General features: G+C 71.0%; 10 protein-coding genes and 1 pseudogene. All 11 read left to right on the plus strand.

All coding sequences use genetic code 11. The annotated features are described in order from the left end of the window. The first annotated feature begins 128 nt into the window (after positions 1–128). A complete protein-coding gene (locus tag A6Q81_RS00160) occupies positions 129–2,093 on the plus strand; it encodes a fumarate reductase/succinate dehydrogenase flavoprotein subunit (RefSeq protein ID WP_067854976.1) in 1,965 nt (654 codons plus the stop codon). Positions 2,094–2,106: 13 nt separating this feature from the next. Further along, a complete protein-coding gene (locus A6Q81_RS00165) occupies positions 2,107–2,853 on the plus strand; it encodes a succinate dehydrogenase/fumarate reductase iron-sulfur subunit (RefSeq protein WP_067854979.1) in 747 nt (248 codons plus the stop codon). 523 nt (positions 2,854–3,376) lie between these two features. Next, positions 3,377–3,787, plus strand: a complete 411-nt coding sequence (locus tag A6Q81_RS00170) for a MarR family winged helix-turn-helix transcriptional regulator (RefSeq protein ID WP_067854981.1) — start codon at positions 3,377–3,379, stop codon at positions 3,785–3,787. Next, positions 3,784–5,166: an MFS transporter gene (locus A6Q81_RS00175; protein ID WP_286689119.1), complete on the plus strand. Its 1,383-nt coding sequence runs from the start codon at positions 3,784–3,786 to the stop codon at positions 5,164–5,166. Before A6Q81_RS00170 ends, A6Q81_RS00175 begins: the two co-directional genes overlap by 4 nt. Further along, entirely contained in the window at positions 5,066–5,470 is a 405-nt protein-coding gene (locus A6Q81_RS00180; RefSeq protein ID WP_286689122.1) for an SRPBCC family protein, read from the plus strand. The genes A6Q81_RS00175 and A6Q81_RS00180 overlap by 101 nt, the downstream gene beginning before the upstream one ends. Before the next feature lie 115 nt (positions 5,471–5,585). Continuing rightward, complete coding sequence (locus A6Q81_RS00185; RefSeq protein ID WP_067854987.1) at positions 5,586–6,749, plus strand: amidohydrolase; 1,164 nt, start codon at positions 5,586–5,588, stop codon at positions 6,747–6,749. Between the two features lie 135 nt (positions 6,750–6,884). Continuing rightward, positions 6,885–7,937, plus strand: coding sequence for a BMP family lipoprotein (locus A6Q81_RS00190; protein WP_286689120.1), 1,053 nt, complete (start codon positions 6,885–6,887; stop codon positions 7,935–7,937). 145 nt (positions 7,938–8,082) lie between these two features. Continuing rightward, complete coding sequence (locus A6Q81_RS00195) at positions 8,083–9,669, plus strand: ABC transporter ATP-binding protein (protein ID WP_286689121.1); 1,587 nt, start codon at positions 8,083–8,085, stop codon at positions 9,667–9,669. Continuing rightward, positions 9,666–10,784: an ABC transporter permease gene (locus tag A6Q81_RS00200; protein ID WP_067854995.1), complete on the plus strand. Its 1,119-nt coding sequence runs from the start codon at positions 9,666–9,668 to the stop codon at positions 10,782–10,784. Before A6Q81_RS00195 ends, A6Q81_RS00200 begins: the two co-directional genes overlap by 4 nt. A gap of 156 nt (positions 10,785–10,940) precedes the next feature. After that, positions 10,941–12,203 carry an ABC transporter permease gene (locus A6Q81_RS00205; RefSeq protein WP_067854998.1) on the plus strand — a complete coding sequence of 421 codons (1,263 nt, stop codon included), beginning with the start codon at positions 10,941–10,943 and terminating at the stop codon, positions 12,201–12,203. 83 nt (positions 12,204–12,286) lie between these two features. Beyond that, positions 12,287–12,637, plus strand: a pseudogene (locus tag A6Q81_RS00210) (cytidine deaminase); the annotation flags it as partial. Positions 12,638–13,188 lie beyond the last annotated feature (551 nt).

Genomic DNA, 13,188 nt, shown 5'->3' on the forward strand with positions numbered 1-13,188 from the left:
GGCCAGAACCGCAGCAGCACCCGCAAGGACTCCGTCATCACCATCGCGTCGTGGGTGCTCTCGGTGGTCATCGCCGGTGGCTTCCTGATCGTCCCCTTCGCCGTCTTCTTCTTCGGAGCTGGTTCCTGATGAGTGACACCTACACCCCGACCGGGGCAGCCGAGCAGTTCATCGAGCACGGCGAGGACATCCACGACACGAAGGCGCCCTCGGGTCCCATCGAGCGTCGCTGGGAGCAGCGTCAGTTCGACGCCAAGCTGGTCAACGCGGCCAACCGTCGCAAGATCAAGATCATCGTCGTCGGCACCGGCCTGGCGGGCGCGTCCGCCGCGGCCACCCTCGGCGAGGCCGGCTACCACGTGACGAGCTTCTGCTACCAGGACAGCCCGCGTCGGGCGCACTCGATCGCGGCGCAGGGCGGCATCAACGCGGCCAAGAACTACCGCAACGACGGCGACTCGGTGTACCGGCTCTTCTACGACACGGTCAAGGGCGGCGACTTCCGCTCGCGCGAGTCCAACTCCTACCGCCTCGCGCAGGTCTCGGTGAACATCATCGACCAGTGCGTCGCGCAGGGCGTCCCGTTCGCCCGCGAGTACGGGGGCCTGCTCGACAACCGCTCCTTCGGCGGCGTGCAGGTCTCCCGCACGTTCTACGCGCGCGGCCAGACCGGACAGCAGCTGCTCATCGGCGCCTACCAGGCGCTCGAGCGCCAGGTCGCCGCCGGCACCGTCGAGGTGCACACCCGCCACGAGATGCTCGACCTGGTCATGGTCGACGGCAAGGCGCGCGGCGTCATCGTCCGCGACATGGTCACCGGCGAGATCGAGTCGCACACGGCCGACGCGGTCGTGCTCGCGAGCGGCGGCTACGGCAACGTCTACTTCCTCTCCACCAACGCCATGGGCTGCAACGTCACGGCCACCTGGCGCGCGCACCGTCGCGGCGCCTACTTCGGCAACCCCTGCTACACGCAGATCCACCCGACCTGCATCCCCGTCTCCGGCGACTACCAGTCGAAGCTGACGCTGATGAGCGAGTCGCTGCGCAACGACGGCCGCATCTGGGTGCCGAAGAAGGCCGGCGACGACCGCCACCCGCGTGACATCCCCGAGGACGAGCGCGACTACTACCTCGAGCGCATCTACCCCGCGTTCGGCAACCTGGTGCCCCGCGACATCGCCTCGCGCGCCGCGAAGTACCAGTGCGACGACGGCAAGGGCGTCGGCCCCGGCGGCCTGGGCGTCTACCTCGACTTCGCCGACGCGATCGAGCGCATGGGTCGCCCGGCGGTCGAGGCGAAGTACGGCAACCTCTTCGACATGTACGCCCGGATCACCGGTGAGGACCCGTACACCGAGCCGATGCGCATCTACCCGGCCGTGCACTACGTCATGGGTGGCCTCTGGGTCGACTACGACCTGCAGAGCAACCTCGAGGGCCTCTTCGTCACGGGCGAGGCGAACTTCTCCGACCAGGGCGCGAACCGCCTCGGCGCCTCGGCGCTGATGCAGGGCCTCGCCGACGGCTACTTCGTGCTGCCGACGACGATCGCCAACTACCTGGCCGCGGGTCCGTTCGAGCCGGTCGCCGAGGACCACCCGGCGGTCCTCGAGGCCCGTCAGGCCGTCGAGGAGCGCATCCAGAAGCTGCTGGCCGTCGACGGCAACCGCACGGTCGACAGCTACCACAAGGAGCTCGGCCACATCATGTGGGAGTACTGCGGCATGGAGCGGACCGAGGAGGGCCTGACGAAGGCCATCGGCCTGATCCGCGAGCTGCGCGACGACTTCTGGAAGAACGTGAAGGTCACCGGTGAGGCCGAGGAGCTGAACCAGACCCTGGAGCGGGCGGGCCGCGTCGTCGACTTCTTCGAGCTGGGCGAGCTGATGTGCATCGACGCGCTCAACCGCGAGGAGTCGTGCGGCGGTCACTTCCGCGCCGAGAGCCAGACCGAGGACGGCGAGGCGCTGCGCCACGACGACCGCTTCGCCTACGTGGCGGCGTGGGAGTTCGGCGGCGAGAAGCCGATCCTGCACAAGGAGCCGCTCGAGTACGAGTACGTCGAGATGAAGGCCCGGTCGTACAAGTGAACAGGAGCTGCAAGTGAAGATCACCGTCAACGTCTGGCGCCAGAAGAACGCCGACGCGAAGGGCGAGATGGTCGGGTACCACCTCGACGACGTCTCCGAGGACATGTCGTTCCTGGAGATGCTCGACGTGCTCAACGAGCAGCTCACGCTCGCCGGCGAGGAGCCGGTCGCGTTCGACCACGACTGCCGTGAGGGCATCTGCGGGTCGTGCGGCGTCGTCATCAACGGCATCGCGCACGGCCCCGAGGTCACGACGACCTGCCAGCTGCACATGCGCTCGTTCAAGGACGGCGACGTCATCGACATCGAGCCGTGGCGCGCGGGCGCGTTCCCGATCGTCAAGGACCTCGTCGTCGACCGCGGCGCGTTCGACCGCATCATCCAGTCCGGCGGCTACATCAGCGTCAACACCGGCTCGGCCCCGGAGGCCAACAACCTCCCGGTGCCGAAGGAGGACGCCGACCACGCGTTCGCGGCGGCGACCTGCATCGGCTGCGGTGCCTGCGTCGCGGCGTGCCCGAACGGCTCGGCGATGCTGTTCACGGCCGCCAAGGTGACCCACCTGGGCCTGCTGCCGCAGGGTCAGCCGGAGCGTGAGTCGCGCGTGGCCAGCATGGTCGCGCAGCACGACGCGGAGGGCTTCGGCTCCTGCACCAACATCGGCGAGTGCACGGCGGCCTGCCCCAAGGGCATCCCGCTCGACGTCATCTCGCGGCTCAACCGCGACCTGCTCGGGGCGCTGGCCGCCGGCCAGGCCTGACGCACCGTCCCTCGACCGCCCGTCACCTCCCCGGAGGTGGCGGGCGGTCGTGACGTCCGGGCCGGGCGGATGCGCTGTGCCCCTCGAGCGGTGACTTCTCCACCGATCGACTGGATGCCGCCGTGGGCGGTGGGTTCTCCACCATCCCAGCGCTGAGACGATGGAGGACCCACCGCTCGGGGGCTCTCAGTGGAGAACTCACCGCCCGACGCGCCGACGCGCCGTGCTCGAGCCCTCCATCGGTGGATCTGCAACCGCAGCGCCCGAAGCCGCGCGAATCGGTGGATCCTCAACCGCAGACCGCCTCCTGGGGTTGCTGACCCACCGGTTGAGGGCTCCGGCGTGCCCGGTCAACCCCATGCCCCCTGCCCCGTCGAGGCCCGCAGAAAGCAGGACCACGACCACCCACGCCGACGCAGCCCCGTCGCCGAGAGGGAGCGACCTGTCGCCCCGACAGCACGCGCACCCACCCGTGAATGGTTGCAGATTTGAATTAGCATGGTTAATGACCTAGGCTAAGGACATGCCCACCGACTCCCAGAACCTCGCGCTGGCGGTGGCCCGACTCAACCGCAGGCTCCGGCAGGAGCGGCACTCCGACCTGACCCCGACGCAGATGTCCGTGCTGGGCACGCTGCGCCAGCTGGGTCCGACGTCGCCGTCGTCGATCGCCGCCCGTGAGCGTGTGAGCGCCCCCAGCGTGACCCGCACCCTGAACTGCCTCGCCGAGGACGGTCTCGTCGAGCGCGCACCGCACCCGCAGGACGGCCGTCAGGTTGTCGTCAGCCTCTCCGACCTCGGCGAGAAGACGCTCGCGGAGGAGCGTCGGCGTCGCGACGCCTGGCTGCACCAGCGTCTCGCCGAGCTCGACCCCCGCGAGCGGGCCCTGCTGCGGGAGGCGTCGGCGATCCTGACCCGGATCACCGAGTCGTGAGCCCGACCTTCCGCGCGCTGCACGTCCGCAACTACCGCGTCTACGCCGCGGGAGCCCTCGTCTCCAACGTGGGCACCTGGATGCAGCGCGTCGCGCAGGACTGGCTCGTCCTCCAGCTGACCTCGAGCGGCACCGCCCTCGGCATCACGACCGGCCTGCAGTTCCTGCCTGCGCTCCTGCTGTCGCCGGTCGCCGGCGTGGTCGCCGACCGGTATCCCAAGCGGACCGTGCTGCGCTGCACGCAGGTGGCCATGGCCGTGCCCGCCGCGATCCTCGGCGTCCTCGCCGTCACGGGAGCCGCCCAGGCGTGGCACGTCTACGTGCTGGCGTTCGTGTTCGGCGTCGGCACCGCGTTCGACGCGCCCGCCCGCCAGTCGTTCGTCGTCGAGATGGTCGGACCCGACGACCTCTCCAACGCCGTCGGCCTCAACTCGGCGTCCTTCAACTCCGCCCGCATGATCGGTCCCGCGCTCGCGGGCCTGCTCATCGCCGCAGGCGGGTCGGGCGTCGAGGCGACGGGCTGGGTCATCCTGGCCAACGCCGTCAGCTACCTCGCCGTCATCGCCTCGCTGCAGCGCCTCGACCCCGCACGGCTCTCGCCCGCGCCCGTCATGGGCAGTCGCAAGGGCGCGGTGCGCGAGGGCGTCCGGTACGTCCGCGCCCGGCCCGACCTCGTGCTCGTCCTGTCCATCGTGTTCGCGGTCGGCACCTTCGGCCTGAACTTCCAGATGACCAGCGCCCTCATGGCGACCGACGTCTTCGACAAGGGCGCGGGGGAGTACGGCATCCTCGGCTCGGTCATGGCGATCGGCTCGCTGGCCGGCGCGCTCCTGGCCGCCCGGCGCGAACGGCCGCGACTGCGGTTCGTGGTGGGGGCGGCCATCGCGTTCGGCGTCGTCGAGATCGTCGCGGGGCTGATGCCCGACTACCTCACCTACGCGCTCGTGCTCCCGCTGCTCGGCCTCTGCGCGCTGACGATGATCACGGCGGCCAACGCCACCATCCAGCTCACGACCGAGCCGGTCATGCGCGGACGCGTCGCGGCGCTGTACCTCATGATCTTCATGGGCGGCACGCCGCTCGGCTCGCCGTTCATCGGCTGGGTGGGGGAGACGTTCGGTGCCCGCTGGACGCTGATCGGTGGTGGGTCGCTGTCGCTGCTCGGCGTGGCCGTCGCGCTGGCGTTCTACGCGCACGGACGCGAGATCCAGCGCCGCGACGTCGCCGAGCTGGTGGCTCGCCTACGCTCGCAGCATGGACGTCGAGCGCACCTTCACCCTGCCCCGGCCGGTCGAGGAGGTCTTCGCCTTCCTCAGCGACTTCGAGAACACCGAGCACTGGGACCCCGGCACGATCGAGACGACGCGCCTGTCGGGTGACGGCGGCATGGGCACCCGGTACGCGAACCGGTCGCGGTTCATGGGGCGCACCGTCACGCTCGAGTACGAGACGGTCGGCTTCGACCCGCCGGCCTTCTTCGCCTGCAAGGGCGTGAACGGACGCACGACCGCCACCGACGTCATGTCGTTCACCCCCGTCGACGACACCGCCACGCAGGTCCACTACCGGGCGCAGTTCGACTTCCCGTTCCCGCTGCACCAGCTCGCGCCGCTCGTGCTGCGCCGCCGGCTCGACGCGCTCGCCGACGAGACGGTCGAGTCGATCCGCCGCGCCCTGGCCTGACCCCTGCTCGGCCCCGACCCTTCCGGCGCGCCCTGTCGGCGCGCCGACCGCGACGACGACGGCCGCTCGGCGGACACGTCCCGCGGGACGTGCCGGGCGGGACTATCCTGGCCGAATGTCCGTCGAAGCCATCGCCCGCTCGATCGAGGTCGTCACGCCCGACCTGATCGAGCTGCGCCGCGACCTGCACGCCAGCCCCGAGCTGTCGTGGCACGAGGAGCGGACCACCGACGTGGTGGCCGGCTGGATGGACAAGCTGGGTCTCGTCCACGAGCGGTTCGAGGGCACCGGGCTGGTCGCCGAGGTCGGGCCCGAGGAGGGGCCGATCGTCGCGCTGCGCGCCGACCTCGACGCGCTGCCCGTCGACGACACGACGTCCGACCCCTGGCGCTCCACCGTGCCGGGCGTCGCCCACGCCTGCGGCCACGACGTCCACGTCTCGGCCCTGGTGGGTGCCGCGGTCGCGCTGCAGGAGCTGCACCAGGCGGGCGGTCTGCCCCGCCGCGTGCGGCTGATCTTCCAGCCGGCCGAGGAGGTCATGCCCGGTGGTGCCCTGCGGCTCCTGTCCGCCGGGGTGCTGCGTGGTGTCTCCCGCATCGTCGCGCTGCACTGCGACCCCTCGCTCGACGTCGGCCAGGTCGGCCTGCGCGAGGGCCCGATCACCGGCGCGTCCGACCGGATCCAGGTGACCCTCTCCGGTCGCGGCGGGCACACGTCGCGACCGCACCTCACCGAGGACCTCACCTACGCCCTCGCGAGCCTGGTCACCCAGCTGCCCGCGGTGCTCTCGCGCCGCTTCGACCCGCGGTCCGGCGCGAGCCTCGTCTGGGGCTCCGTGCGCGCCGGCAACGCGCCCAACGTCATCCCCTCCACGGGTGAGCTGAGCGGCACCCTGCGCATGCTCGACTCCGCCGCCTGGCACCAGGCGGAGCACCTCGTCCGCGGCCTCATCGCCGACATCATCGAGCCGTTCGGCGTCAGCGCCGACGTCACCTACGTGCGCGGCGTCCCGCCGGTCGTCAACGACTTCGGCGTCACCGAGGTCCTGCGACGGGCCGTCTCCGACGCCATCGGACCCGCCGCCGTCGCGACGACGAGCCAGAGCCTCGGCGGCGAGGACTTCGCCTGGTACGTCGAGGCGGTGCCGGGCGCCATGGGACGGCTCGGCACCCGCACGCCGGACGGCCCCACGTACGACCTCCACCAGGGCAACCTACGCATCGACGAGCGCGCGATCGCCGTCGGCGCGAAGGTCCTGGCCTGCTCGACGCTGCACTAGCGCGCCCCCGCCGACCTGGCAAGGTGACGATCCGGTTACGGCCCGGAGCAATCGCCCCGAGGCCCTCCCGCGGGACCCTGCGCGCGGTTAGGGTGCAGGCGTGCCGGGCTCGCCGGCGAAGTCTGAGGAGGAACATTGCGTCGTCTCACGAAGGTCACCGCCGTCGCCGGCGTGGCCGCGCTCGTGCTCGCTGGTGCGGGCTGCGCGAAGAAGAGCACCGACAGCGAGGACAGCAGCGCCAGCGGCAAGGACTGCGTCGCCAAGGTCGACACCAAGGTCGGCATGGCCTTCGACGTGGGCGGTCGCGGTGACCAGTCGTTCAACGACTCCGCCGCCAAGGGCCTCGACAAGGCCGAGTGCGAGCTGGGCTTCGAGGTGCAGACCGCCGAGGCGCAGGACGGCGAGGCCGAGTCGGCGCGCGAGGGCCGCCTCCAGCAGCTGGTCGACGCCGGGTACAACCCCGTCATCGCCGTGGGCTTCGCGTACTCCTCCGCGGTCGGCAAGATCGCCAAGGAGAACCCCGAGGTCAACTTCGCGATCGTCGACGACGCGGTCGAGGGCGACAACATCGCGAACCTGCTGTTCGCCGAGGAGCAGGGCTCCTTCCTCGTCGGCGCCGCCGCGGCGCTGAAGACCGAGTCCGACAACATCGGCTTCGTCGGTGGCGTCGAGACGCCGCTCATCAAGAAGTTCGAGGTCGGCTACGAGGCGGGCGCCAAGGCCGTCAACCCCGACATCGAGATCCAGAGCCGCTACCTGACGCAGCCGCCGGACTTCAGCGGCTTCGGCGACCCGGCGAAGGGCAAGACCGCCGCCGAGGGCATGTTCGACAAGGGTGCCGACATCGTCTACCACGCGGCCGGCGGCTCCGGCGCGGGTGTGTTCGAGGCCGCGAAGGACGCCGACGCCAAGGCGATCGGCGTCGACTCCGACCAGGCCCTCACGGCCGACCCGTCGGTGCGCGACGTCATCCTGACCTCGATGCTGAAGAACATCGACGTCGCCGTGTTCTCCTACCTGCAGGGTGTCGCCGACGGCAAGGTGCCGACCGGCCCGACCGTCTACGACCTCAAGGTCGACGGCGTCGGCTACTCCAAGACCGGTGGCCAGGTCGACGACATCGCCAGCAAGCTGGACGAGTACAAGAAGCAGATCGTGGACGGTTCCATCACCGTCCCCAGCGAGTGACGAGGATCCCTGCGATCCTGACGGCTTGACGCGGTCCGGCCCTGCGCGCGAGCGTGGGGCCGGACCGTGACCCGTTCGTCCGACCTGCTCGACCCCGCTGACACCCGCCCGGCCGACGGTCGGGCCCTCCGCAGAGGAGTGCTGCGTGACCACGTCCGTCCCCGACGGCACCACGAACCCCGAGACCGGCGACGTCGTCGTCCGGCTGCGGGGCATCGGCAAGACGTTCCCGGGCGTCATCGCCAACCACGACATCGACATCGACGTCCGCCGCGGCACCGTGCACGCCATCGTCGGCGAGAACGGTGCCGGCAAGTCGACGCTCATGAAGATCCTCTACGGCGTCCAGAAGCCGGACTCCGGGACGATCGAGATCCAGGGCCGTCCCGTCGACCTCGGCTCCCCGTCCGACGCGATCGCTGCGGGCGTGGGCATGGTCTTCCAGCACTTCATGCTGGCCGACAACTTCACGGTGCTCGAGAACGTCGTGCTGGGTGCCGAGAAGCTGCACGGCATCGGCGACGCGGCCCGCGCCGAGATCCGGCGCCTGTCCGAGGCGTACGGCCTCGACATCGATCCCGACGTGCTCGTCGAGGCCCTCGGCGTCGGCGCCCGCCAGCGCATCGAGATCCTCAAGGTGCTCTACCGCGGGGCGTCGGTGATCATCCTCGACGAGCCGACGGCCGTGCTCGTCCCGCAGGAGGTCGACGAGCTCTTCGACAACCTGCGCGAGCTGAAGGCCGAGGGCCTCGCGGTCATCTTCATCTCCCACAAGCTCGACGAGGTGCTCTCGGTCGCCGACACGGTCACGGTGGTCCGACGCGGCACGACGGTCGACACCCGTCCCGCTGCCGGCGTCACCTCGCGCCAGCTGGCCGAGCTCATGGTCGGCTCGGAGCTGCCGAGCCCCAGCACCGAGACGTCGACGGTGACCGACCAGCCGGTGCTCGAGGTCCGCGACCTGACGCTGCCGGCGCCCACGACCGGGCTCGCCGGCACCGGCGGCCGTCCGCTCCTGTCCGACGTCGACCTGACGATCCACCGTGGCGAGATCCTCGGCGTGGCCGGGGTCGAGGGCAACGGCCAGGCCGAGCTCGTCGAGGCGATCATGGGCATGCGTCCCGGTGCCACCGGCTCCGTGCGCCTGTCGGGCGCCGACCTCGCCGGGCTGTCGACGCGGCGGCGCCGCGAGGCCGGCATCGGGTACATCCCCGAGGACCGGCACCGCCACGCGCTGCTGCTCGACGCGCCGCTGTGGGAGAACCGCGTGCTGGGCCACCAGACCCGCGAGCCCAACGTCTCCGGCCCCTTCATCGACCGCAAGGGCGCCCGCTCCGACACCCAGCGCATCGTCGAGGAGTACGACGTCCGCACGCCCGGCATCGACGTGCTGGCCCGGGCGCTGTCGGGAGGCAACCAGCAGAAGCTCATCATCGGTCGCGAGATGACCGGCGAGCCGAGCCTGCTCGTCGCCGCCCACCCGACGCGCGGCGTCGACGTCGGCGCCCAGGCCGCCATCTGGGACCACATCAAGCGGGCCCGCCGCGACGGCCTGGCGGTGCTGCTCATCTCCGCCGACCTCGACGAGCTCATCGGCCTGTCCGACACCATCCGCGTGATCCTGCGCGGCCGTCTCGTCCCCGACGTGTTCGACCCGGCGACCGTGACCCCCCAGCAGCTCGGCTCGGCCATGACCGGCGCCGGCGACGACGCAGCAGGAGACGTCGCATGACCGACCAGCGACTCAAGCGCATCGGCCTCGCGGTCGCTGCGCCCGCGCTCGCCCTCGTGGCGGCCTTCCTCATCACGAGCCTCGTGCTCGTGGTGGCGGGCGACTCCGTGGGCGGGGTGTGGGGGCAGATCCTCAGCATCCCGGAGGCGCGCGGCCTGACGAACATCGTCAACAGCGCCACCGTCTACTACCTCTCGGGCGTCGCGGTGGCCATCGGCTTCCGGATGAACCTCTTCAACATCGGCGTCGACGGCCAGTACCGCGTCGCGTCGTTCGCCGCCGCGGTCGTGGCCGGCGAGGCGTGGCTGCCCGGCTGGCTCAACACCGCCGCCGCCATCCTGGCCGCGATGCTCGTGGGTGCCGCCTGGGCCGGCATCGCGGGCCTGCTGCGGGTCACGCGTGGCGTCTCGGAGGTGATCTCGACGATCATGCTCAACGCCATCGCGACGGCGCTCGTGGCCTTCCTGCTGCGCAAGGCCGCCGTGAACGACCCCGGCTCCAACATCACCGCGACGAAGGAGATCCCCGAGGGCAGCCGCATCCCCGGGTTCACGCTCTTCCCCGGGTCGCCGAACGAGGTGTACGGCTTCGTCTTCATCGCGATCGTCGTCGGCGTCGTGTACTGGCTCGTGATCAACAAGACCCGCTTCGGCTTCGACCTGCGGGCGACGGGCCTGTCGGAGACCGCGGCCGTGGCGTCCGGCATCGACGTGAAGAAGATGATCCTCGTCTCGATGCTGCTCTCCGGTGCCGCCGCCGGCCTGGTGGGCCTGCCCATCCTGTTCGGCGAGGCGTTCGCGTACGGCTCGACCTTCCAGTCCGGGCTGGGCTTCGCGGGCATCGCGATCGCGCTGCTCGGCCGCAACCACCCCGTCGGCATCGCGCTCGGCGCGCTGCTCTTCGCCTTCCTCGACGAGCAGTCGAACCCGCTGCAGATCCTGCAGGACGTCTCGCCCGACATCGTCAAGATCACGCAGGGCGTCATCGTGCTGACCGTCGTCATCGCCTACGAGGTGGTGCGTCGCTACGGCGTGCGCCTCGAGCAGCGCCAGGTCGCCGCCGCGCTCGACGCCCAACGACGCACCGGCGCCACCACGGAGGGAGCAGACCGATGAACGAGCGCCAGCGAGGGAAACACGAACACCTCATCGCGGCACCTCCGTACCGTGCTCTTCCCACGGAGGTGCGGCGATGAGCGAGCGCCAGCGAGTGATCCACGAACACCTCAGCGCGGCACCTCCGTACCGTGCTCTTCCCACGGAGGTGCGGCGATGAGCGTGGCCACCCCTCCCGTCGGCGGCGCGCCGACGGCCCCCGCGGGCCGCTCCCGCGTCTCGTTCGCCAAGGTGCTGCTCGGCCTGGCCGGGCTGCTCCTGCTCCTGGCGGTGCTGCGCGTCGTCACCGGCGCCGACGACCTCGCGTCGTCGGGCACCCTGCGCGCCACGCTGGTCGCCGCCGTGCCCATCGGCCTGGCCGGTCTGGGCGGTCTCTGGGCCGAGCGTGCGGGCGTCGTCAACATCGGCCTCGAGGGCATGATGATCCTCGGCACGTTCGGGGCCGGCTACTTCGGGTACTTCTACGGACCGTGGCAGGGCGTGCTCGGCGCGATCCTGCTGGGTGCCGCGGGCGGCCTGCTGCACGCGATCGCCACCGTCCTGTTCGGCGTCGACCACATCGTCTCCGGCGTCGCGATCAACATCATCTCCCTCGGCGCGGTCCAGTACCTGGCCGTCCTGGCGTTCACGGGCGTCCCCGGAGGTGGGCAGACGCAGTCGCCCCGCGTCGACGACCTGCCGGCGATCACGATCAGCGCGCTCGCCGACCCGCTCGGCGACCTCGAGGCGAAGAACTGGTTCCTCGTGTCCGACGCGGCCGCGCTCCTGCGTGCGCTCGTCTCGAACCTCAGCGTCCTGACGCTGATCTCGCTGGCCCTGTTCGCGCTCACCTGGTACGTCCTGTGGCGCACGCGGTTCGGCCTGCGCCTGCGGTCGGTCGGCGAGAGCCCGGCGGCCGCCGAGTCGCTCGGCATCGACGTGATCCGCTACAAGTTCGTCGCCGTCGTCACGTCCGGCGCCTTCGCCGGTCTGGCGGGCGGGTTCCTCGCACTGGTCGCCGCCAACGGGTTCCGTGACGGGCAGACCGGCGGACGCGGCTACATCGGCCTGGCCGCCATGATCTTCGGCAACTGGCGTCCCGGCGGGCTGCTGGCCGGTGCCGGCCTGTTCGGCTACACCGACACGCTGCGCCTGCGCGGTGGTGGCGACACGATCCACGGCCTGCTGCTGCTCGTGGCCGTCGGGCTCGTCGCCCTGGCGATCTGGCAGTGGCGTCAGCACGGCCGCCGCTCGGCGCTGGTCGCCGCGCTGCTGGGCGTCGTCGTGGCGCTCTGGTACTTCCTCACCAGCTCGGTGCCCGAGGACCTCACGGGCATGACGCCCTACCTGACCACGCTGCTGGTGCTCGCCCTGTTCTCGCAACGCCTGCGGATGCCGGCTGCGGACGGCAAGCCGTACCGCAAGGGGAGTGCGGGCTAGTGGCCGGCTCGTTCGGACTCGGCATCAGCACCGCCGACGACCCCGTCGACTGGGACGCGCTCACCCGGTACGCCACCGAGGTGATGCAGCGCGCGTACGCGCCGTACTCGAAGTACAAGGTCGGTGTGGCAGGGCTCGTCGACGACGGCCGCGTCGTGCTCGGCTGCAACGTCGAGAACGCGGCGTACGGCGTGGCGCTCTGCGCGGAGTGCGGCATGGTCTCGGCCCTGCACGCCACCGGCGGCGGGCGCCTGCGTGCCGTCGCGTGCGTCGACGGCCAGGGTCGTCCGCTCATGCCGTGCGGCCGCTGCCGTCAGCTCCTGTGGGAGAACGGCGGGCCGACCATGGAGCTGCTCACCGCCCGTGGCGTCGTCACGATGGACCAGGTGCGGCTGCCGTGCGGCAACCCGATCGAGCGCCTCACCACGACCGCGTTCGGTCGCCTCGGTGGCCGCTTCACGAAGGTGTCGCTCACCGAGAACGGTCTGATGACCGACACGGTGAAGACCGGCGCCTCGGGTGGGCAGCGGTCGCCGCTGTCGTTCGCGCAGACCCTGATTCGGTCGACGGACGGCATGAACGGCATGTGGACCGCGGCGACGAACACGTGGGACCCGACCGAGCGGTCCCACGCGCAGCGGGTGCACGAGGCGAAGGACCCGCACATCCTGGTCGACGCGAAGATGGCCCGGACGAAGGTCGACCTCGACGACGACGAGCAGCTGCAGCGCGAGGTCATCTACCTGTACGGCGACAGCCTCCGCGAGCGAGGCGGGCACGTGTCGTCGCAGCGGATCATCCGCGCGGTGCGGGACAAGTCGAAGCTCGAGACCGAGCGGCGCCGGTTCTTCCTCTCCGAGGTGCTCTCCGGTGAGAGCGTGCTGTGCCCGACGGAGAAGTGGGCGGCGTTCGAGCGCGAGGGCACCCTCGACGCTGGCGAGCCGATCACGCTCGGGTTCGACGGCTCCCGCGCGCGGGACAAGAC

It is taken from the genome of Aeromicrobium sp. REDSEA-S38_B2 (genome assembly GCF_001628525.1).
Lineage (GTDB): Bacteria > Actinomycetota > Actinomycetes > Propionibacteriales > Nocardioidaceae > Aeromicrobium > Aeromicrobium erythreum.

What these genes read in the sequence shown, in the direction of transcription:
- A6Q81_RS00160 (WP_067854976.1), top strand. Translation starts at nt 129, where the DNA reads ATGAGTGACACCTACACCCCGACCGGGGCAGCCGAGCAGTTCATCGAG.
- A6Q81_RS00170 (WP_067854981.1), top strand. Translation starts at nt 3,377, where the DNA reads ATGCCCACCGACTCCCAGAACCTCGCGCTGGCGGTGGCCCGACTCAAC.
- A6Q81_RS00185 (WP_067854987.1), top strand. Translation starts at nt 5,586, where the DNA reads ATGTCCGTCGAAGCCATCGCCCGCTCGATCGAGGTCGTCACGCCCGAC.
- A6Q81_RS00200 (WP_067854995.1), top strand. Translation starts at nt 9,666, where the DNA reads ATGACCGACCAGCGACTCAAGCGCATCGGCCTCGCGGTCGCTGCGCCC.
- A6Q81_RS00205 (WP_067854998.1), top strand. Translation starts at nt 10,941, where the DNA reads ATGAGCGTGGCCACCCCTCCCGTCGGCGGCGCGCCGACGGCCCCCGCG.